General features: G+C 57.7%; 17 protein-coding genes. All 17 read right to left on the bottom strand.

Annotated features, from left to right (window positions below):
- Positions 1 to 57: 57 nt before the first annotated feature.
- Entirely contained in the window at positions 58 to 1719 is a 1662-nt protein-coding gene (locus tag H5U02_05955; protein MBC7341975.1) for an FAD-binding protein, read from the bottom strand.
- A 109-nt stretch (positions 1720 to 1828) separates the two neighbouring features.
- The gene (locus tag H5U02_05950; protein ID MBC7341974.1) at positions 1829 to 2584 is read right to left on the bottom strand and encodes an N-acyl homoserine lactonase family protein; all 756 of its coding nucleotides are present in this window, start codon (positions 2582 to 2584) and stop codon (positions 1829 to 1831) included.
- Positions 2585 to 2920: 336 nt separating this feature from the next.
- Entirely contained in the window at positions 2921 to 3943 is a 1023-nt protein-coding gene (locus H5U02_05945) for a LacI family DNA-binding transcriptional regulator (GenBank protein ID MBC7341973.1), read from the bottom strand.
- Positions 3944 to 4561: 618 nt separating this feature from the next.
- Positions 4562 to 5716, bottom strand: a complete 1155-nt coding sequence (locus H5U02_05940; GenBank protein ID MBC7341972.1) for an acyl-CoA dehydrogenase — start codon at positions 5714 to 5716, stop codon at positions 4562 to 4564.
- A gap of 324 nt (positions 5717 to 6040) precedes the next feature.
- Entirely contained in the window at positions 6041 to 7489 is a 1449-nt protein-coding gene (locus tag H5U02_05935) for a 4-hydroxyphenylacetate 3-hydroxylase family protein (GenBank protein ID MBC7341971.1), read from the bottom strand.
- Positions 7490 to 7535: 46 nt separating this feature from the next.
- The gene (locus H5U02_05930) at positions 7536 to 7976 is read right to left on the bottom strand and encodes a MaoC family dehydratase (protein ID MBC7341970.1); all 441 of its coding nucleotides are present in this window, start codon (positions 7974 to 7976) and stop codon (positions 7536 to 7538) included.
- 140 nt (positions 7977 to 8116) lie between these two features.
- A complete protein-coding gene (locus H5U02_05925; GenBank protein ID MBC7341969.1) occupies positions 8117 to 8725 on the bottom strand; it encodes an indolepyruvate oxidoreductase subunit beta in 609 nt (202 codons plus the stop codon).
- Positions 8722 to 10548 (bottom strand): 4Fe-4S binding protein, encoded by a 1827-nt coding sequence (locus H5U02_05920; protein MBC7341968.1) that lies wholly within the window; start codon positions 10546 to 10548, stop codon positions 8722 to 8724. Before H5U02_05920 ends, H5U02_05925 begins: the two co-directional genes overlap by 4 nt.
- A gap of 18 nt (positions 10549 to 10566) precedes the next feature.
- A complete protein-coding gene (locus H5U02_05915) occupies positions 10567 to 11367 on the bottom strand; it encodes an IclR family transcriptional regulator (GenBank protein ID MBC7341967.1) in 801 nt (266 codons plus the stop codon).
- Between the two features lie 249 nt (positions 11368 to 11616).
- Entirely contained in the window at positions 11617 to 12966 is a 1350-nt protein-coding gene (locus tag H5U02_05910; GenBank protein MBC7341966.1) for a (Fe-S)-binding protein, read from the bottom strand.
- Positions 12944 to 14413 carry an FAD-binding protein gene (locus H5U02_05905; GenBank protein ID MBC7341965.1) on the bottom strand — a complete coding sequence of 490 codons (1470 nt, stop codon included), beginning with the start codon at positions 14411 to 14413 and terminating at the stop codon, positions 12944 to 12946. Before H5U02_05905 ends, H5U02_05910 begins: the two co-directional genes overlap by 23 nt.
- Positions 14414 to 14668: 255 nt before the next feature.
- The gene (locus H5U02_05900; protein MBC7341964.1) at positions 14669 to 15457 is read right to left on the bottom strand and encodes an aldolase; all 789 of its coding nucleotides are present in this window, start codon (positions 15455 to 15457) and stop codon (positions 14669 to 14671) included.
- A gap of 95 nt (positions 15458 to 15552) precedes the next feature.
- Positions 15553 to 17286 (bottom strand): dihydroxy-acid dehydratase, encoded by a 1734-nt coding sequence (locus H5U02_05895; protein ID MBC7341963.1) that lies wholly within the window; start codon positions 17284 to 17286, stop codon positions 15553 to 15555.
- 456 nt (positions 17287 to 17742) lie between these two features.
- On the bottom strand, positions 17743 to 18204 hold the full coding sequence (locus H5U02_05890; protein MBC7341962.1) for a hypothetical protein: 462 nt from the start codon (positions 18202 to 18204) through the stop codon (positions 17743 to 17745).
- A gap of 112 nt (positions 18205 to 18316) precedes the next feature.
- Entirely contained in the window at positions 18317 to 19765 is a 1449-nt protein-coding gene (locus tag H5U02_05885; GenBank protein ID MBC7341961.1) for an Nramp family divalent metal transporter, read from the bottom strand.
- A gap of 147 nt (positions 19766 to 19912) precedes the next feature.
- Positions 19913 to 21100, bottom strand: coding sequence for a UxaA family hydrolase (locus tag H5U02_05880; GenBank protein MBC7341960.1), 1188 nt, complete (start codon positions 21098 to 21100; stop codon positions 19913 to 19915).
- A gap of 93 nt (positions 21101 to 21193) precedes the next feature.
- Complete coding sequence (locus H5U02_05875) at positions 21194 to 21535, bottom strand: UxaA family hydrolase (GenBank protein MBC7341959.1); 342 nt, start codon at positions 21533 to 21535, stop codon at positions 21194 to 21196.
- Between the last annotated feature and the right edge of the window lie 255 nt (positions 21536 to 21790).

Raw genomic sequence — 21790 nt, 5'->3', positions numbered from 1 at the left:
ATTGAGCAGCTCAAGGTTGCTCAATAAGGGCCACCAAGGTACGCCGCCCCTTGCGCTCTACTCTCCCATTCTCACCACCTCGGCCCGGTTGACCGGCGGCTCCACCGGCCGGGTATCGGGCTTAACCACCAGGATGTTCTTAAGCCACTTGACGTCGTCTCGCTCCGGGAAGTCTGCCCGGTAATGATCGCCGCGGCTCTCCTCCCGCATCAAGGCAGAGGTGGCGATCATCCGAGCCAGAAGCAGGGAGTTTCTTACCTCCAAAAGCTCCGCCAGCTCGGATACAGTGCGGGCCTTGAAAGCTGAAACCTGTTTGGATAGAGAGTTAATCTCTTCCAGAGCCGCGGTAAGGCCTTCAGCTTCCCTAACTATGCCCACCTTGTCCCAAAGGATAGTCTTGAGATCCTTTAAGGCTTGGGCCCGACCCGCTGCGGTATCAGGAGCGGAGGCATCGAGGAGAGCAAGGATGGGGGAAGCGCTCTCCTGGATCCGGCCCTCAGAAGCCTGAGGCAGAGCCTGTCCCGCCGCATAGGCAGCAGCCGCGACTCCAGCCCGCTTGCCGAATACTAGGACATCGGTGCCAGCGGCTCCAGCCAGGCGGGTGGCCCCGTGCACCCCAGCCGCCACCTCGCCGGCGGCAAAGAGGCCAGGGATGCCGGTAAAACAGTTCTCATCGATAACTACACCCCCCATCATATGGTGAGCAGCCGGAGCTACTTCCATGGCATCCTTGGCCGGGTTAATGCCGGAGATGCGGCACCGATGCATGAAGCGGGGATAGTTCTCAAGGATAGACGCTGGGAGCACCGACGCGTCAAAGAAGACCCCGCCGTGGTCCGATCCCCGACCTTCCCTAACTTCGAAATAGAGGTAACGGGAAAGCACGTCCTTGGTGAGAGGCTTGACTTTGCCACTTGGATCCTTGGGTAGGAATTCCTCTCCCAATCGGTTAGTTATTCTGGCCCCATCCCAGACCAAGGTAGTAGGAACGCTAAAGGTAGCTATGTTTTCTGGCCACACGAAGATGAAGGGCTCAAACTGGACAAACTCCATGTCCATCAGGGTAGCCCCGGCCTCATAAGCCATGATCATGCCATCGCCCACGATCCCGGGCGGGTTGGTGGAAAAACCATACAAATACCCCAGGCCGCCGGTAGCCAGAACAGTGGCTTTGGCCAGGTAAGCAATTAGCTCCTCCTTAGCGTAATCGATGGCCAGAGCTCCGATCACTTTCTCTCCATCCTTGATGAGGGCAATACCCCCAGTACGGCGAACAGTTTTTCCGCCCAGCTCATCAAACCGGGCTAGAAGCTTTTCCATGGCTACCGGGCCGATCTGGTCGCCATAGTGAATGGTGCGGGGGTACTTGGAGCCAGCCGCCTGGCGAACGGCAAAATGCCCGTTGTCTTTGTCGAAAGGCACTCCCAGCTGTTCCAGCTCATAAGCAGTTGACTCAGATTCATAGGCCATGACAGCCAAGAGCCTGGGATTATTAAGAAAACCTCCTCCGCTCATCAGGTCATCAAAGTACTTGGCTGGGCTATCGCCCGAAGGGGCGTTCCGAAAAGCCACATTGTAGCCGACTAAACCCGCCGAGCAGGTGCCCCCGCCCTTTATGATCATGGTTACCTTTTGGCCGGCCTGGGCGGCGGCCACCGCCGCCCGCTGGGCAGCTACCCCCCCTCCAAGCACTAGTACATCGCAAGTTTCGATCCGCACAGGTTTCTCCCTCCAGGTTGAGGTTGGGAGAGTTGAGTACGGAAGCTTTCTGCCCCCTCCCCTTTCCCAGCCCCAGGCATAGTAGCTTTTGCTTAGTTGGTTAGTTTGACTAGTCTTCAGGGTACCACTGGTGCTCGATGACCTTCATGTCGTGGCCGGGAAGGACAAAGTCAGCCACCTTCTCGATCTTTTCCAGGCTCTCGAAGTACTCCACCAGTCCCACATGGATGGTGCTGGGAAGATGCTTTATGTGCCCTGTTCCCTCCCAATTTTCAAACAGGGGCACGGTATCGGAAGCGATGACATAGTTACCCTTCTTGGTCTCCACCACCACGCACTGGGAACCGGGGCTATGGCCCGGGGTGAGGATTACCGATACGCCGGGTACGATTTGTTGATCCCCGTTAATAACCGTGTACTTGGTATGGGTGTAGTAGTCCGGTCTCATGCCGATGGTTACCGCTTCATAACCGTTGGCATGCACCGGCAGGGGGCAGATGGCATACCGCAGCTCTGCCTCTTGGACAATGAATTCGGCATTGGGGAAGAGGTGGTTGTTGAAAGCATGGTCCCAGTGCAGGTGGGAGAGGATGACGATTTCGATGCTTTCGGGATCGATGCCGGCTAGCTTAAGCGCCGTGGCCGGCTCCTGCTCTGGAGTACGAGTCATCGGCCAATGGTACTTGGCCGACCACTCGGGATCGCAAGGGCCAGTATCCACCAGGATCTTTTTCTCGGCCCCATCAATGTACCAGATGAGGGCCGGCTGATCGTACCTCACCCCGTAGTTGCGCATATAGGTGAGGGCCGACTTGTCCCCTGAAAGCGTGCCTACCTGAATGGGCCTTATTCTAAGATTCCCCACAGTGAATCCCTCCAAGGTTCTTTGTTGTTAGGCCGCTTGGGCCTCGGCTGCCTTATGAGAGCTGGTAACGGCCTAGCGCCTCATATGCCATACCCAGCATAAGCTATAGATAATTTAGTTAAGCATTTAACCTAGTTTATTTATTTGATTCTATACTTACTTTTAAATTCCTTCCTTGCTTCACAATTTAACTAATTTAACTTGTAAAGAAGCTTTTGTACTTTGGGAAGACTTGGTTAAGCGCTTAGCGCATGGCTCCTTTCGTAGGCAAGAGAAAGAAAGGTCAACACCGCTGGGGATATGAAGCCTCGGAAGAGTAAAGGCATAAGCGCCTGCCTATTTGGCGCCACATGAGCTACGAACAACCAGCTTGGTAGTCAGCTTGATGGTGACGGTAACGTCGTTAATGCCATTGATGCGATCAATCAGGCAACGCACCGCCATTTCCCCCAACCGGTCCCTTTTTATCCTCACCGTGGTCAGGGGTGGAATGGTAATCCGGCTCATGGGGCCATCGCCGTAGCCAACGATGGCTACATCCCCCGGGACCTCCAAATTGAGCCCCCGAGCTGCTTCCAGGGCTCCCACCGCCATGGCGTCGTCACCCACGAACAGGGCAGTAGGGGGATTGGAAAGAGTGAGCAAGTCGCGGGCTGCTTGGTAGCCGCTCTTAACGCTAAAATCACCTTCGCGAGTAAGGTCGGGATCGGGTTTTATCCCGCTGGAGCGAAGCGCCCGGCGCACCCCTCTTGCCTTTTCCTCGCTAGTACGGCTTACGGCCGGGCTGTTGATAAAACCAATCCGCCGGTGGCCCAGGGAGATGAGGTGCTTTACCGCCTGAAAGGCGCCCTCCTCGTTATCCGCCGAAACCGAGTCAAGCATGTTTTCGGGAGCGGTAACTCCTACCAGTACGGCAGGGATACCGGTATCCTTTACCTGGTGGATAAACTCAGTAGGATACAATCCTCCGGTAAGGAAGACCCCTTCCACACTGCCGTCCCGAAGCATAGCGGGAAGCTCCCAGTTGGATTCTGGACCCCATCCAGCAATCAAGAGACCGTAACCCAGCCTTTGGGCGGTGTTTTCAATGCCCCAGATGACTTCGGTAACGTAATAGTTAGGCTCTTGCCCGGAGGAGGATTCTTCTACGACTACGTAGGGGAAAATGGCCCCCAGGGTACGGGTGTGCCGGGAAGCCAGCTGCGAAGCCACCTTGTGGGGAATGTAGCCTAGTTCCCGGGCTGTCTCCAGCACCTTGCGCCGGGTTTTCTCCCCCACCTTAGGCACACCGTTGAAAACGTAGGATACAGTAGCTATGGATACGCCCGCCGCCCGGGCAACGTCCTTGATCGTTGGCATGCTACACCTCTTTCCCATTAAACGTTTAAACTAGGCCGCAAAATCACCTCGGGTGCCTCGCTAAGCCAGCATCGGAGGTTGGCTTGGTATACTTTTTGCACAGTTCCTACTCGTTCTCCGACCGGCAACCTCCACAAAAAAGCACCCTAAGGCACTTTTTTGTCCAACAACCCGCCGCTATTGCCAGCCATCCAAGCAAAACATCCCTGCGTACCCAAGTTACGCCCTGGCTACCTGCGGTTAAAAGAGCTTCGCTGCTCCGGCAGTTATATTAGCGCGGATGCCGGTATTTTCCAAGCGCTAAGTCTTACTGAATCGTTTAACTCGCTATTTATGTGTTTTCTATTGGTTTTCCTAAAATCCTGCTAACTTAATCGCAAAATTGAATTTAACCTGAATTTAACCATCGGCATTACCTGAAAAGGATTGGGGATCAAAGGTTGGCTTAGGAAGATCAAGGGAAGCCCAAGTATAACCCGGACCCGTCGCTGGGGCAATTAAATCCACCAGTCTCAGCCATAGGCAGAAGAAAAGCCAGAGGCGGCCCCAAATCATTGCCATTTGGGGCCGCTCCATCGGGTAGGTAGGTAGGTTGGAGGGTTGGGGGGAGTCTAGAGCTTATCGGCTAAACTCCTTCAGGATGTTGTTGGCGATAACGATGCGCTGGATCTCGGAAGTACCCTCATAAATCTCGGTGATCTTGGCGTCGCGCATATGCCGCTGGGCCGGGTACTCCATCATGAAGCCGTAACCGCCGTGGATCTGGACGTTCTTGATGGTATGGCGCATGGCGGCTTCGGAGGCATAGAGCTTGGCCATGGCCGCCTCCTTGGTGTAGCGGAGGCCCTGGTCTTTTAGCCAGGCAGCGTAATAGGTGAGGAGCCGGGCGGCCTGGATCTCGGTGGCCATGTCCGCCAGCATGCCCTGGACGAACTCGAACCTGCCGATGGGCTGCCCGAACTGCTTGCGCTCAAGGGAGTAGCGGACCGCTTCCTCGTAAGCGGCCTGGGCAATCCCCAGGGCCTGGGCGGCGATGGCGATGCGGCCGCCATCAAGGGCCCACATGGCGATCTTGAAGCCCTGACCCACCTCGCCCAGGAGGTTCTCCTTGGGCACCCGGCAGTCCTCCAGGGTGATCTCGCAGGTGTGGGAGCCGCGGATGCCCAGCTTATCCAGGGGAGCGCTGGTGGAGTAGCCGGGGTTATCGGCCTCGACGATAAAGGCGCTGATGCCCCCGTGGGTCTTCTTTTCCTTGTCGGTAACCGCAAGGACAATGGTAATGTCGGCTACTCCGGAGTTGGAGATGAACATCTTGGAGCCGTTTAACACCCACTCGTTGCCGTCCAGGACCGCGGTGGTCTGCATGCCGCCGGCATCGGACCCGGCGTTGGGCTCGGTCAGGCCAAAGGAGCCCAGCATCTTGCCCTGGGCCAGCGGTACCAGGTACTTCTTTTTCTGCTCTTCGGTGCCGAACTTGAGGATGGGCTCGGCACATAGGGATACGTGGCTTTCCACGATTACCGAGGTGGAGGCGCAGGCCCGGGCCAGCTCCTCAATGGTGACGATGTAGGACATGTAGCTGGCGCCGCCGCCACCGTACTCCTCGGGGATGGGGATGCCCATCATGCCCATATCGGCCAGCTTCTTAATCAGGTCGGCGGGGAACTCCCCGGTACGGTCGATCTCTTCCGCCCGGGGGGCAACTTCGTTCTCGGCGAAATCGCGAATGGTATTGCGTATCAGCTCTTCTTCTTCGCTGAGGCGAAAATCCATCAAGGGTTACCTCCTTCAAAAAGCACTTATTTCCAACCTGGGGCGCTGGCCCTCCGCTCCGTAATCCTGCGCGGAGCCACCTAGCGCTCCATCTCTGGCTTCGGCGGGCTACCCGGCCAATCGGACGTCCATGTCCGTGGCCGGCTCCGGGCATCCTGCCCTCCGGCCCGCCTCTGCCCTCGCTGTCGCTGAGGTGGCTTAGCCGCTCGGCTTAATGTCGCTTCCGGGCCAGCGCCCCGGCACCCTCGCGCAACCTTTTTCATGCCTAGTTGTGCACCCTCCCGCAAGGGCACCATTTTTAGAATGCACTGCAGTAGGCTGCTACTACTTTTCTATCCCGGCCAGGGCCCGGGCCAGCTTCTTCTTCTCGGCCATGTCGGCCTGGCGGGTAATCATGATGCGCTGAGCCTGGGGTGAGCCGGCCCCGTGCATGGACTCGGTACGGTAGGCCACTGCCCCTGGACCCAGGGTGAGGTTCTCGATCAGCCGGAGCATTCGCAACCGGTCTTCCACCGATACCCCATCCACGCCGCAGAAGTACTTCTGCATAAACCCGGCCGTCTCCGGGTTCCTGAGGTCGGCCTCAAAGGGCATGGTCACCATCAGCCCCCCGGCCACATCTTCGGCCAGCCGGGCAATCTCATAGGGGAAGCGGGTAACGTTGAGCTTGCAGACGTTGGCCAAAAGCAAATCTACCAGGTAGTTGCCGGACCTGGTGGCCTTCCCTTCCAGCGAGCAGGCCAGCCCGCAAGCATACAGGGTTTCGTTTAGGTGGATCATCTCAGTAATCTTATCCTTGACCGAAGCGCTGTTCTCCACCCCGTTGTACTCGGCCACGCTGGCGGTGGCGCCGATGAGGACGTCGCCTACGCCCACCTTGCAGCCGCCGTAGGACTGGCGGTGGTAGCCGGCAAACCGCTCCACCAGGCGGCCGGCGTACTCATACTCCCCGCACATAAATACCCGTTCCCAGGGTACGAATACGTTGTGGAAGATGACAAAGGCTTCGTGGCCGCCGAACTTGGCGTTGCCCACATCTAGGTTGCCCGGTTCCAGCTTCCTGGTATCCGATGCCTGCCGTCCTAAGATAAAGGTGATGCCCGGGGCATCCGCCGGCACGGCGAAGCAAACCGCATAGTCGGCATCTTCTTCCCGCATGGAAAGGGTGGGCATGACCAGGATCTCGTGGGAATTCAGGGCCCCGGTCTGGTGGCACTTGGCTCCCCGGACCACGATCCCGTCGTCACGCTTTTCCACCACATGCATGAAAAGGTCGCTGTCGGCCTGCTGGTGAGGCCGCCGGCTGCGGTCTCCTTTGGGGTCGGTCATGGCCCCGTCTACCACCAGGTCGTTGTCCTGGACGTAACGGAGGAAGTTAAGGAAGCGCTGGTGGTAGCTGGTTCCTCTATCGGCATCAATTTCAAAGGTGGTGCTGTAAACGGCGTTCATGGCATCAAAGCCCACGCACCTTTGAAAGCAGCAGCCAGTTTTCTGGCCCAGGACCCGCTGCAGCTTCACTTTCTTGATCAGATCTTCGTTGCTCTGGTGGATATGGGTAAAACGGTTAATGGTATGGCCGCTCAGGTGGGACTTGGCCGTGGCTAGTTCCTGATATTCGGGATCCTGGGCCAAAGCGAAGGTCATGGCCAAAGCGTTCAGCGAGGGCCGCACCAGCGGGTGGTCGACTACGTTCTCTACCCGCTGGCCCTGGATGTAAACTTTACGCTTGAGCTGGCGAAGGCTCTCAATATACTGCTCTGGACTCTTCAAGATTAGCACCTCCAATTCCTTGTCGGTAACGGCGGTCTCGTGCCTCTTGTTAGGTCTCCGGCTTAAGCTCTTTCAGCGCCATTAGCACCCCCTGCCCATCTACCACCACTTCCCCGTTTTGGTTGGTGCAGGTGGTCTTGACGATGAGAATGTTTTTCTCGGGCCGCTTCTCGATAATTTCCGCCTCGGCAGTAATGGTGTCTCCCACAAACACCGGGCGCCTGAACTTCACTTCCTGGGACAGATAAACGCAGCCCGTCCCCAGGAGGGTAAGAGCAGTGGAGATGAGGCCGGTGCTAAAGATCCCGTGCACCACCCGGCGCCCAAACCTGGTGGAGCTGGCATATTGGTCATCGATGTGCAGGGGATTGAAATCGCCGGTAATCCCGGCAAACAAGGCCACCTCGGCATCGGTGATGGTCTTGGCAAAGCAGGCCTTGTCGCCCACGTTGAAGTCATCAAAGGTCTTAATAGTCTTAGAATAATCCATCCTTCACTACCCCCTTGTCCTTTTCACCGGCCCTGCCCGCCCGGGAGGAGGGCAGCCTCCCGGGTGACGGGCCGTAAGCTGGTAGCTCGCTGGCTGAAGCCCGGTGGAAACCGCGCCCGGCCAGACTTAAGGTTTATGGGCTACAGAACCTTGGCCTCGGGGGCGCTCACCAATTCCTGCCCCAGGGCAAAGGCCCTGCGGTTGGCCTCATGGGTCTTGGGCTTGAGACGCCCCAAGATGGCTTCCAATATCCCTTCCGGCTCCAGCTGCGGGCAGATTTTGGACAGGGCCCCAAGGAGGATGACGTTGGTATAGATGGTGTTGCCCATCTGGGCCGCCGCCTTGGTGGCGTCAATAGCGTAGCCACAGGAGGCAGCTTCCGACAAGGTCTTGATTATCTCCCCTTCCTCCGGGTAGCGGTCCAGTCCCATGTTGATGGAAATAGTCGGTACCTGGCTCCGGTTGATCAGGAAGGTAGCCCCCGGCTTGGTCAGGTTGATATAGCGCAGAGCCTCCATGGGCTCAAACCCTACCAGGTAGTCAGCTTGTCCTTGGGGCACCAGGGGCGAGTAGATAGGACCGTCGGCAATGCGCACGTGGGACACCACCGAACCGCCCCGCTGGGCGGCGCCGATGGTCTCGGTACCAAAGACGTTGTATCCTTTCTTCATGGCGTACTGGGCGATGACCTCGGAAGCAAAGATGTTTCCTTGGCCGCCCACGCCAGCAATCACCAGGTTCAGCTTCACTTAATAGCCCCCCTCTTGCATACGTCCGCGCACAGCCCGCAGTGGACGCAGGTCGCTTCGTCGATGTGAACCTTGCCGTCTTTAAAGATCAAGGCCGGGCAACCGAAGTCGTTGATGCACACCTTGCAGCCGTTGCAGCGCTCCGGGTCCACCTTGACCACCCGCTCGGGGAAGGTCTTTATCCCCAAGCGCGAGCTCCGGAGGAAGCAGGGAGCCTTGGCGATGACCACCTTGGTGCCCGGCTCCTTGGCCGCTTCCAGGAAGGTGTTCTTTGTGGCCTCAATGTCGTAGGGCTCGATATAGTAGACCTTGGCCCCCATGGCGCTGGCGATCTTGTCAATGTGCATATAGGGAGCTTCCTCGCCGCGAACGTTGACCTCGCTGCCCGGGTGGGGCTGGAAGCCGGTCATGGCGGTGGTGCGGTTGTCGTTGATGATGACGGTGACGTTGGCCTGGTTGTAGATGGCATCCAAAAGCCCGATGATGCCGTTATGGAAGAGAGTCGAGTCCCCGATCATGGCGTAGATGGGCCGGTCGATGCCGGTTTTGGCCATGCCGATGGCCATGGGGATGGAGGAGCCCATGCAGTAGATGGTGGACTGCACCTCCATGGGGGCAAAGCTTCCCGCGTCGTGGCAGCCGATGTCGCCGGTGACGATGCCCTTGTTTTTCCGGATGGTGGTCTTTAGAGCATGGAGCATACCCCGGTAAGGGCAGCCCACGCACTGGCTGCGGATGCGGGTAGGCACCGGGATGGGCTCATGGGCAAAAGGCAAATCATCCTTGAAGGAGGGAACTACCTGGCCCAGGCTCTTAAGCACGTAGGTGGCGGACATTTCTCCCTCGGGAGGGAGGAAGTTGTCCCGGCCCAGCACTTCCACTTCAATGCCTTCGGTATAGGCGATCTCCCGGAGCATCCGGGCCACCACCGGTTCCACCTCTTCGTAGACCAGGACCTTCTTCACCGAGCGGAGGAACTGGATTACTTTTTGCCTTGGCAGCGGCAGGGTGCCAAGCTTTAAGATCGGCAGCTTCTTTCCGGCGATCTCCAGAGCTTCCTTGATGTACGAATAGCCGATGCCGCAGCCCACCAGGCCGACCTCGCCTTCGCCCTCCTCGATCCAGTTGTAGGGGCTCTCTTCCATAATGGCGGAAAGCTCTTCCTGCTTCTGATTGAGCCAGCGGTGGCGGATTACCGGGCGCAGGGTGCCGCCGTAAGCCGGCTCGGCTACCGCACTCATGACGTAGCGGGAGCGGTCGTTCTCAAGGCTGGGCTCTCTTAGCTTGTCCGGAAGCGGCTCCAGCTCAATGATGGAGCGGGCGTGGCAAATGCGCATCACCGGACGCAGGACGAAGCAGAGCTCGGTCTTCTCCGATAGCTCATAGGCATCCTTGATCATGGCCTTGGCTTCGGCCGGCGTCGAGGGATCGAAGACGGGCAGGTGACCATAGGTATGCACCAGGATCCGGGTATCCTCTTCGTTCTGGGAGGAATTGGCGCCCGGGTCATCGGCGGACAAAAGCACCATTCCTCCCTTTACCCCGGTGAAATTGAGGTGCATGATGAAGTCGGTGGCCACGTTGGTGCCGTTGTGTTTCATGACCGCCAGGCTGCGCTGGTTGCACAGCGATCCGCCGATGGCGATCTCGGTGGCCACCTTTTCATTGGCAGCCCATTCTACATAGGCTCCCGGGTACTGGACGTAATCCTCCACTATTTCTGATGCTGGGGTTCCGGGATAACCAGCTACCACGGTGGCGCCGGCTTCGGCCGCCCCGCGGGCGATGGCATGGTTTCCCATCAAGAACTTCTTCTCTGACAACGACTGCATCTCCTTTCCTTACTCCCATAGTGCTGCAATGTCGCTCCGGTACCCCAACCGGGCTGAGAGTTTAGCGCAGGTCTCCTTCAGGAGCGTCACCAGTTTGGGAATGTCGGTCAGTCCCACCCGCGACGTGGGTCCAGCAATGCTGATAGCAGCCACCACCTCACCTCGATGGTCCCGCACCGGCGCTGCCACGCACCGGATTTCGGGCTCATGCTCCTCGTTATCCACTGCATACCCTTGCCTCCGCACTTCAGCTATTTCTGCCCACAGGCGCTCCGGCGTGGTTATGCTGTTGGGCGTATACTGTTCAAAGTTAGTCTTCTCGATGATGGCACTCACCCGGCTGTCGGGCTGTCCCGCCAGCAGGACTTTGCCCAAGGCGGTGCAGTGAAGGGGGATCCTTTTCCCGGGCCAAGAACTAAGCTTGACTGGCCGCGGGCACTCTACCTTCTCCAGGTAGATGGCCTCGTTGCCATCGATTACCCCCAGATTGCAGGTTTCCCGCGTCTTGGTCATCAGCTCCTCCATAAAGGGCAAGGCTTCCTTGCGAAAGTCGATCCGGGCCACGGCACAGCTGCCCAGCTCAAACAAGGTCAATCCCAACTGGAACCGCCCATCGATAGGGTTGCGGCGGATGAACCCCTCCGCTTCCAGCGTCAGCAAAATCCCGTACACGGTACTTTTTGGCAGCCCCAACTCCGTATGGATATCGGTTAAGCTGGCATCCTGCCGGTTGGCGAGGTACCTTAAGATCTCGATTGCCCTTTGGACAGCTGGAACTTCGTAGCGGTTTTCCTTTGCCCTCGAGGCCATGCTCCCCCCTCCTTGCTGTTTCCTGTCAAGAGCCCAGGCTGCTCAGTTAAGCAGCCATGCCTTGCCAGTGTGTCTTATATAATGAACTTTGGTTCAATGGAGTAGGTATTCGACGCGCTAAACCAAAATCCTGCTGCTCCGAAACCAAAATTTAATTTTCTTTTAGCCTTTTTTCCCAAGGCAGCCACTTATGATCGCCCTTAATCTGATCTTCCTGGAGGGGCCCTGCCACTCAGGGGCCCCATTCCCTTAGGCTTCGGGTTTGACCTCCAGCAGCTCCAGCGGGTGGGCCATCCGCACCGGCAAATTTTCCTTGGCCAGCCCATCGGCCAGCTGCATCCGGCAGGCCGGGCAACCCGAGACTACTACCTCTGGCCCGGTTTCCCGGATGTCTTCCATCTTTTCTTGGCGGATGCGGTCAGCAATATCGTAGTGGAAGAAAGCAAAGCTACCACCGCTACCGCAACATTTCTCCGCCATGTCCAGCTCCCGGTATTCAAACCCCTCCTTACGCTTGAAAAACTCCCGTGGTGCCTCCTTTACGCCGGTGCTGCCCTTGGCATGGCAAGGCACGTGATAGCTGAGCTTAAGCGGCGTTCGCCCGTGGGATCTAGCCTCCAGCCGGTCCCAGTTGCCCGTCTCCTCAAGGAAGTTCATTATTTCCCAAACCTTGGGTCCCAACCAACCCGGACCTTCGCCGTTGCCAGCTTTGGGGCTTACCGCCCGCGCCTGGAATGCGCTTCCCACACTTGCTTGCCCTTCTTGTCCCTCCAGCAGCCAGGGGCCTTTCTCGTGCAGCATATGCCAGCACGAGGTGCAGTCGGTGATGATGCCGTCCACTGAGACCGCGGTCAGCGCTCGCAGGTTGCTCAGGTACTGCCCCCGGGCCGCCTCCAGATCACCGCTCACCAAAGCCGGGAGACCGCAGCAACCCTGGTCAGCAGGGACCCAAACCTCGTAGCCCAGATCCACTAGAGTCTTCACTACCTGCTCGCCCACCCGTTGATAGACCAGATTAGTAAGGCATCCCACAAAATAAGCTAAGCTTCCCCGCCGCTTGCCGGAGGGCTGGTGACGGCCAGCGTAGCGGTCAATAAAGCAAGGTCCGCCAAAATCCGGGATGGCATGGTAAGGCACTACGCTCTGCAGAAAGGAACGGGGGCTCACGCTCTGGTTGGCGTCGCCCAGATGCTTGAAGGCCAGCGCTTTGAATGGGCTGGCCAGGCGCAAGAGCGCCCCGGTGCGGCGGAGATTTCCCAAGGCCCAGAGGGCAGCCCGCTTTTTCCAGGGCAACCCGTAGCGGTCCATCGCCAGCTTGCGAGCCATGACGGTAATGTCGTCGCCCTTGATTCCCGAAGGACAAACGTTGGTGCAACCACCGCAAACCAGGCACTCTTCCAGAAGCTCGGCTACCCGCGGTGATAGTTCCTGATTCCCCTCCAGGATGTCCATCAATAGATTTACGTGCCCGCGCGCTGTAGCGGTACTCTTTCTGAGGGCCCGGAAGGAAGGGCAGTCGCCCTGGCAGAGCCCGCACTGCAGGCAGTAGAAAAGCGCCTCCTTATAGTCGCTGAGGTTAGTTGACCGGACCTGTTCCATGGCTGCCACCTTCTTCGGTCGAACCTTGGCCTGGCGTTCCTAGGGCGGACTGCTCCCACCAGATCTTGCCCGGATTCATCAACCCCTTGGGATCGAATACCTTCTTGATCTCTCGCATGTAGTGGAGCATCAAGTCCCCACACTGCCAGCGCAAGTATTCGGCTTTGGCGATGCCGATACCATGCTCGCCGGAGACCACTCCGCCCATATCTACCGCCGCCTGAGCCACTTCCGCCATTACCTTTTCCGCTCGGGCAAATTCCTCCCGGTTACGCTTGTCCAGAAGGAAATTGGGGTGCATGTTGCCGTCGCCGACATGGCCGCCCAGTCCCAGCTCGATATTATACTTGGCACTGATTTCCCGGATGGCTTTGACCATGGCCGGTACCTTACTTCTCGGAACGGTGACATCCTCGCTCAATAAGGTCGGCCGCATATGGGCAAATGCCGCCATCATCGACCGGCGCCCGGTCCAAAGAGCGTCTGCTTCCTTCTGATCCTTAGCCACCTTGATTTCGATGGCCCCCATCTCCCTGCAAACTCGCTCCACCACCTCCATGTCTTCGGCTACCTGGCGCTCCGACCCGTCCACTTCGATGATGAGCAATCCTTCCACATCGGTGGGGTAGCCCACATCACGGAAAGCCTGCACCGCCTGCAAGGTCTTCTTGTCCATGATCTCCAAGGTGGTGGGAACAATTGCCCGGCTAATGATCTCCACCACCGTTTCCGCCGCCGCCTCGATGGTGGCAAAGCTCACCAGCATAGTTTTCTTGGCCGGAGGCAGGGGAATGAGCTTCAAGATGATCTCGGTGATTATACCTAGGGTCCCCTCCGAGCCCACAAACAGGCGGCCAATTTCATAACCGGCCGAGAACTTCACCGTCCGACCCCCGGCCCGGATGACCTCTCCGGGCGGCACCACCGCTTCTAAACCCAAGACGTAGTCTTTGGTAGTTCCATACTTTACCCCTCTGGGCCCTCCCGCCCTGGTAGCCACGTTGCCGCCGATGGTGCAGACGGTCAAGGTAGCCGGGTCAGGTGGGTAGAAAAGCCCCAGCTTCTCCACCGCCCGGTGGAGCTCCCCGGTGATCACTCCCGGCTGAACAGTAGCGGTGAGGTTCTTGGTATCTATTTCAATGATTTTATTCATCCGCCCCAGGTCAAATACGATTCCCCCACGCAGAGGAACTACGCCTCCGGAAAGCCCGGTGCCACTTCCCCGCGGAATTATCGGGATGTCATGGCTGTAGGCGTAAGCTAGGCACTTTTTGACCTCCTCGGTGCTGGTAGGCAGCACCACCGCATCTGGCTGCCCCTTAAACCAGGAAGCATCGTTGCGATAGCCGGTAAGGTCCTCATCGGCAGTTAGCACCTGATCTTCGGGCAGGATCCGGCACAGATCCCGTCGCAGGGCTTCCCTCGTTGGTACGTTTTCGCCCGCCATTGCCTTCCTCTCCTTCAAACAACCATATATTTGTAGCTAGGGCGCTGTTCTTCCGCTCCGTATCCTACGCGGAGCCACCTTAAGCTCCACCTCGGACTTCGGCGCCCAGCACTCAACCTCTCAATGGGTCATGCTGGCAAGAGCTGCCTGCACAACGTGACCCTTACGAGAACCCGCGCCGCCTTCATGGTTGAGTGCTAGGTCGGCTTAACATCGCTTCCGGGCCAGCATCCCGGCGTGCCCGGCTGCTTGCTGCTATTGGGCATGGCCACCAGTCCGGATGGCCTTGAGGCTCTTCACTAGCTCCTGGCAGCTCTGGGTGAGAATACCGACATCGGTTAGCAGGGTGATATACTGAGCGCCTCGCTCCACCCAGTAAGCCGCCGTCTCTACCGTATCGGCAAAGGTGCCAATCACCACCCCATGCCGGCGGCAGGTCTTGATAATAGAATCTATGGCTGCTACCACATCGGGGTGATTGACCTGCCCCGGCAGGCCCATGGACTGGGATAAGTCATAAGGGCCAATAAACACCACGTCCACCCCGGGAGTGGTGGCGATGGCTTCCGCTTCCCGGGCCGCTTCCTTACCCTCAATGTGAACTACGGTTAGCACTTCCTGGTTGGAGGTTCGAAAGTGCTCCTCAGCGCTGATGGATGAGTACTGGGCGGCTCGGGTAAAGCGGCAGACTCCCCGATACCCCTCAGGATGATAATGGGCTGCCCCGGCTGCCATTCGGGCCGCTTCCCCAGATTCCACCTGCGGTACTTGAACGCCGTCAGCGCCGATGTCAAGGGCCCGCATGATGTAGGCAGGCCGATTTTCGGGTACCCTCACCACCGAGCTCATGCCCACCGATCGGGCGGCTCGAGCCAGCTCCAGGGCCGTCTCATAACCAAAAGGGCCGTGTTCCATATCGATGACCACAAAATCAAAGCCCGCATACCCGAGGATCTCTACTGCCGCCCCGGATCCAAAGCGGGTAAAGGTACCGTAGGCAACACCCCCATTCTTTAACAATGACTTTAGCTGGTTAGGTTGCATTTTCTGAACCCCCGTTCACAACAAAATTGGGCCTCGGGGCCGCCTCTTCCTAGCCGCCTTCGCTAGTTTAAGTGGCTAGGAAAAGTGGGGTCCCACTACACCAAGCCAGCCCCCTTGGCGGAACCTCTGGAGCCGCGGGTGAAGCGTCCCAAAACGCCTCGAGTGTATCTAGGCGCTGGGGGCTTAAAGGTCGCCCGCCGGCGAGCTAATTCCTGCTCCACTTCTTCGGGGGTGGCTTTTTTCCCTTCCAGTCCTACTATATTGAGCTTGCGGTTAGGAATATCGATCTCGATAATGTCTTTATCTTTCAAAAGAGCAATCGGCCCACCATCAACTGCCTCCGGGCAGACATGGCCAATGCATGGACCACGGGTACCGCCGGAATACCGCCCGTCGGTAATGAGGGCAGTAGTTGAGGCCAGGGCTGGATCGGCTACAATGGCCTCGGTGACCATGATCTGCTCCGGCATGCCGCTCCCTTTGGGACCTTCATAACGGATAACCAGAACATCGCCGGGGACTACTTGCCCTCCGGTGACCGCTTTGAAGCAGTCCTCCTCGCGATCGAATACCCGGGCCGGGCCAGTATGATGCATCATTTCCTTAGGTACCGCCGAATACTTGATCACCGCTCCCTCAGGGGCTAAGTTGCCATACAACACGGCAATGGAACCGGTGAGGGTGCTTTTTTCGGGCGGGTTAATGACCTCATCCCGCTCCACCTTGTAATTGCCCAAGAAGCCCACGTAGCGCTCAAAGAACCCGCTCTTCTCTAGCTCCTCCAGGTTTTCCCCTAGGGTCTTACCGGTCACCGTCATTACATCCAGGTGCAGGTAATCCCTGAGGTACCACTGCACCAGCGGGATGCCTCCGGCAAACCAGAACACCTCGGTGGGATAGGGGCCGCTGGGCTGAACCCAGGCCAGGTGAGGAATGATCTTATTGTAATGATCAAACAAGGTCAGCGGCAGGTCCATGTCCATCTCGGCGGCAATGGCAGGAAGGTGGAGAAGTGCATTGGTGGACCCGCCGATGGCAGCATGGACCATGATGGCGTTTTCAAAGGCTTCCCGGGTTAGAATCTGGCGGGCAGTTATGCCCTTACGGGCCAGGTTCATAATGGCTTGTCCCGACTTACGGGCATAATGTAGCGATACCGACATAGTAGCTGGCGCCAAGGCTGCTCCCGGAAGCGCCATACCCAAGGCTTCGGACATGCACTGGTGAGTACTGGCCGTGCCCATAAATTGGCAAGCGCCGCAGGTGGGAGCACAGGTCAGCTGCCGGTCCCTAACTTCCCGGTCACTAATTCGTCCCTGCTCCCGCAAGGCAGTGACATCGCCTAGGATGCTGTTGGTCAAATTGGGCCCCGGGCGCATGCTCCCGCCGGGAACGTGAACACAAGGAATATCCATGCGGGCAGCGGCTTTCAGGTGAGCAGGTATCGACTTGTCGCAGCTGGATATCAATACCATGCCGTCCCAGGGGATGACGGAGGCGTGAATTTCCACCATATCCGCCATGGCTTCCCGCGAGGCCAGGATAAAGTTCATCCCGTCGTGGCCGTTGGCCCAGCCGTCGCAAATGTCGGTCACGTGGAAGGACGCCGGTCGGCCTCCGCTCTCCCAAATGCCTACCCGTACCTCTTCTGTTAAGCGATCCAGATGGAAGCTCCCAGGATGACTTTCACCCCAAACGTCCTCTACCAATATTTGTAGCTTATCCAAATCTCCCTCCGACCAGTTCATGCCCATCCTCAGGCCATCCGACTGCACCCAGAGATGGCGAACGTCGTAGGAGCGGGCTTTATCTTGTTTTGCCAAATCCATAGCCCCCTTCTCCGAGGATATTTACCTCCAGCCTGGAGCACTGGCCCTTGGCTCCGTAATCCTGCACGGAGCCACCTAGTGCATCTCCAGATCATCGGGCTGCCCGGCCAATCGACCTCCATGTCCGTCGCCGGCTCCCCCAGCACTCAACTGCCAGCAGACCACAGACTCTAAGCAACCTACTACCTGCCTAAGGTGGACACCATACCTGGATTCGTGAGTTGAGTGCTGGGTCCGGCCCGCCGTCGCCCTCATGGTCGCTGAGGTGGCTCAGCCGCTCGGTCCAGCACTCAACTCATCTGTCCATCCACCAGGTACCGCCCAGCCAGGTGCTAAGACACCCTCATTAAGTCCTGGTTGCTTGCTGATTGAGTGCTGGATCGCTTTCGGGCCAGCCCCCGTAGCCACTAGGTGTTCCCTCTTTGGTTGCTAGGTAGCTTGGCGGTTTCGGGCGCCTCACTCGGTTTCGGGTGAGGGCTTATACCCTAAGGTCTCAAGCCCTTCCTTCACCAGGTGCAGGGCCCGGCGAACCTGGCGAAATTGCCAGGCACAATAGATGCCGATGCCTGCCATGACCACAGCTAAGGGCGGATACCAAACTATTCCTACAACCATTAAGGCCAAGGCGACGACGGTCAATACCAGCCAGCCTTGGCTCGATTTTCCATATTTCTTTTGGTAGGCCAGAAGCTCCTCTACCGTAATTTTGGGTCGGGATCCGCGCTTCTTCTTGCCCTGGCCCTTGGCGGTTTCCGCCTCCCGGCGGCCGCTAGGGCTCAGCACCGGGTTGATGAACCAAATCAGGTACATGGCGGCCAAGGCCAGGAATAGCATTCCCCAGACGGTGGAATGGTCCTGGAAGCGAAACCAGGCCAAGGCACCCAAACAAATGGCTGCTACCAGGTAATGCCACTTCACGGTTCCTGCCCCCTTTCTCGTGCCCCTATCCTAAAGGAACCATACCCTATCTTACCTGATGCCAGCCGGGTTGGCTAGGACCAACCCGGCTGCGCTCTTGATTCAATCAGCTTTAGCCAGGTATCACCTTGAAGTACTGCAATACCGAAATCACGCCCATAGCGGTCATGGCAATACCGGAGATGATGACCGCAATCCCGACCCAGGGCTTCATCTGGTAGGGCTTGGGCAGCATCTTCCGGTCGGTGTAGTACATAGCCAAGCACCAAATGCCGCCGGTGAGCACCCCGCCGACGATGGAAGCCGGGGTAACGATGGCTACTGGATTCCAACCGGTCCAGGTTAACAGCAAGCCGCCGATGGCGGTATAGGCTGAAGTCCAGATCCGCATCTTGGATACCGGGTACTCCCGGATGGTCTTAGAAACTGGAGCAAAGGTCTCCCGGAAGGTGTAGACATAGCCCTGGTGGCACCCGTAGGCAGTTCCGAATAGAGCAAAGGTAACCGCCAGGTAGTAGAGATATTTCAGCACAGGATGAATCAAGGTTAAGAACTGTACCTGGTGGGTCAAAAGATCATTACCAGCCGGGATCTGCTGCTGGGTGTGCAGGATGTTGGCACCGTTGACCATGAAGCCGATGGTGAAAAGGACCAGCAGGCCATAGCAGACGATGTTGTCCATCATCGGCGCCTTGGCCCAGGCCAGGCCCTTTCTCACCTCGTCGGGGTCGGTGGACAGGGGAACCTGCTCGCCGGTTTTTAGAGCAACCAATTTTTCTTCAATCTCGCGGATATCCGACCGGCCCAGGATGCCCCAGCCTTTCTCCCGCATCAGGCCGGTATAGCCGATATAGTCGTAGGTGCCGCCGCCGATGGCGCCGAGATAAGTTACCACTTCTACCCATACTGGCCGCGAAGCAATGCTGGGATATTTCTCGGCAATCCAGGGGGCATAATGAGGTATCTGAGGGATAAAGCTACCTTCTAAGGCCGCCAGCCAGTCTGGCTTGGCCGCTACCACCGCCACCAGTACCGCCAGAACCATGGCAGCAATGATAGCTATCTGCACTTTCTCCATGGCATCATACCCGCCGGCCAGGAACATGCCCCAGGCCAGGAGGATGAGGATGGTGGCCCAAGCCTGCGAGCTCATGATGCCAAAGATCTGAGCAAAAAGGGTAGCCAGGGTTCCAGGTACGCCTGCGCCCCAGGCTGGGAAGCAAGCCACCGAGAGCACGCCCATCAGGACCGGAAACCATCCCCGCGGTCCCGGGAAGAGGTCAGCCCAGCGGGCGAAGGGGTGCTCGCCGGTCAGTACGATATAGCGGTTGGCGGAGTAAGTCTGAAAACCTTTCATGATCGCGCCCAGGACGAAGGCCCACAGCATGGTGTAGCCGAACACCGCGCCGCCTCGGCTGGCAAATAGCACCTCGCCGGTGCCAATGGTTACCGAAGCCATGATGGCGCCGGGGCCGAAGAATTTTAGCAGTTCCATGAACCGGCCACCGGTTAACTCCTTTGGCGGCTCCGGAAAAGTAAGAGGAGTCTGCGTTTTGGCCATTATTACGCCTCCTTGCTTAATACGAGTCTAAAAGCATGACTGCTAACTACCAACTGCGTTGTTGAGTGCATATTTGCGTCATTACTTCTTACTAGTGCTTGGCCGCGCCTGCGCCGCGCCGGCTCAAGGCATGGCTCTAATCCACCACTACAACGACATTCCTAACCTGGTAATACCAAATTCACGATGACCTAGGCTTTCCGCTTTAGTTAGCCTGCCGTTTACCACCTCCACAATGAGTTGGAACAACCTTGCTCCTACTTCCTCAATGGTTTCGGTGCCGGTAATGATAGTAGATGCGTTTAGGTCCATATCACCTCCCATGCGGTTCCAGGTTTCAGGGTTCCCGGTAACCTTGATGACCGGGCAGATGGGGTTCCCGGTAGGAGTCCCGCGACCGGTGGTAAAGGCCATAATCTGGCATCCGCCAGCTGCCATACCGGTCATAGACTCTACATCGTTACCGGGGGTGTCCATGAGCACCAGCCCCCTCTGGGTGGGCCGGCACGCATAGCCAATAACCTCGTTAACCGGAGTGGTACCACCTTTATGAATGGCTCCCAGAGACTTTTCTTCCAGGGTAGTCAACCCACCAGCAATGTTACCTGGGGAAGGGTTGCCGCCACGAAAGTCCACCCCCATGGACAGGTAGCGGTTTTCCACTTCTCGGATGAGGTCGAGGATAGCCTGGGAGAGTTCGGGAGTGCGCCCGCGCTTAGCCAAGAGGTGCTCCGCCCCAATGATCTCAGGAGTTTCGGAGAGAATGGCCGTTCCGCCATGCTGCACTACCAGGTCAGCCGCTACCCCTACCACCGGGTTAGAGGCTAACCCAGAGGTGGTATCAGAGCCACCGCACTCGGTCCCAAAGATAAGCTTGTCCCAGGAGAAAGGCTCCCGTTCCATGGCGGCCAGCATCTCCGCCATGTTCCGGGCTTTTTCAATGCCCACTTCAATAGCCCGGGCAGTGCCACCCACTTCCTGAATCGATACATAATCTACCGGCTTACCGGTGGTAGCAATTTCTTCAGCCAGCCCCGGGGCATCTATAGTCTCACAGCCCAATCCCAACACCAAAACTGCTCCACAATTGGGATTCTTGCCGGTACCGGCTAGGGTCCGGCGCACCATCTCCATGTCCGGACCAATTACTGAGCAACCGTGCTGGTGAGTTACTGCCACCGCTCCGGGCACGGCTTGGGCAATCATTTCCGTAGCCCGGTTGGCACAGACCACCGAAGAGAGTATCAATAGGTGATTTCTAACCCCGAAGGTCCCGTCGGGGCGGCGATAGCCCCTGAGCACAGGGCTTTTAGTTGCAACCTCTTGGTCCACCATCATCGTCCTCCTCGCAAGACTCCTTCGAAGAAACGTATATCTCCAGCTGCCGAGCACTCAACCTTGGGCCCCACCCGTTTTGAGTGAGACCAGCTACCCGCAGCAACAGCCGTGGCCTTGGCTTGAAACCGCCCCTGGATGAGGCAGGCTCTCGACTCTGTCCCCCCGGCCCCGCTGGCCTTCCACGTTATGAACGTGGACATGGGCCCCGACTGGGATGGGCTGGGTAGCCCTGCCGATGGGCTGGCCATACTTTATGACTTCCTCCCCAGCAGCGATATCACAAAGGGCAAACTTATGGCCGAAAACAATATCGTCTTTGAGCACTAACGACTTGCCTCCGGCCAATTCCACTGCTTCTCCTTTATGGAGGGAAGTAATGGCTGTAGCCACGTTGTCCTTTGGATCCATGATGATAAATTTTCTAACGGCCATACTTCATTGCCCCCATTCCCAAATGGTTTCTCCTTTCCCAAAGCCAATCCTTTCGGTAAATACAGACAGATAAACTAAGTTCTATATGTAAAACCAATAGCTGACAGATTTCCTTTACACCTTTAAGGTTGCCTTGCCTGCCCGTTATCTACGGACATTTGCCGACCGGAAGAGACTAGCCCTGCCTACCAAATCCTCCCTCCGCCTGAGGCCAGCCTTCAGCTAAAAAAGTTAGGGGCAACCGAGAAGGTGACA

Source organism: Clostridia bacterium, assembly GCA_014360065.1.
Classification (GTDB): Bacteria; Bacillota; DSM-521; order Neomoorellales; family JACIYF01; genus JACIYF01.
This window is presented reverse-complemented; position numbering and strand designations above follow the sequence as displayed.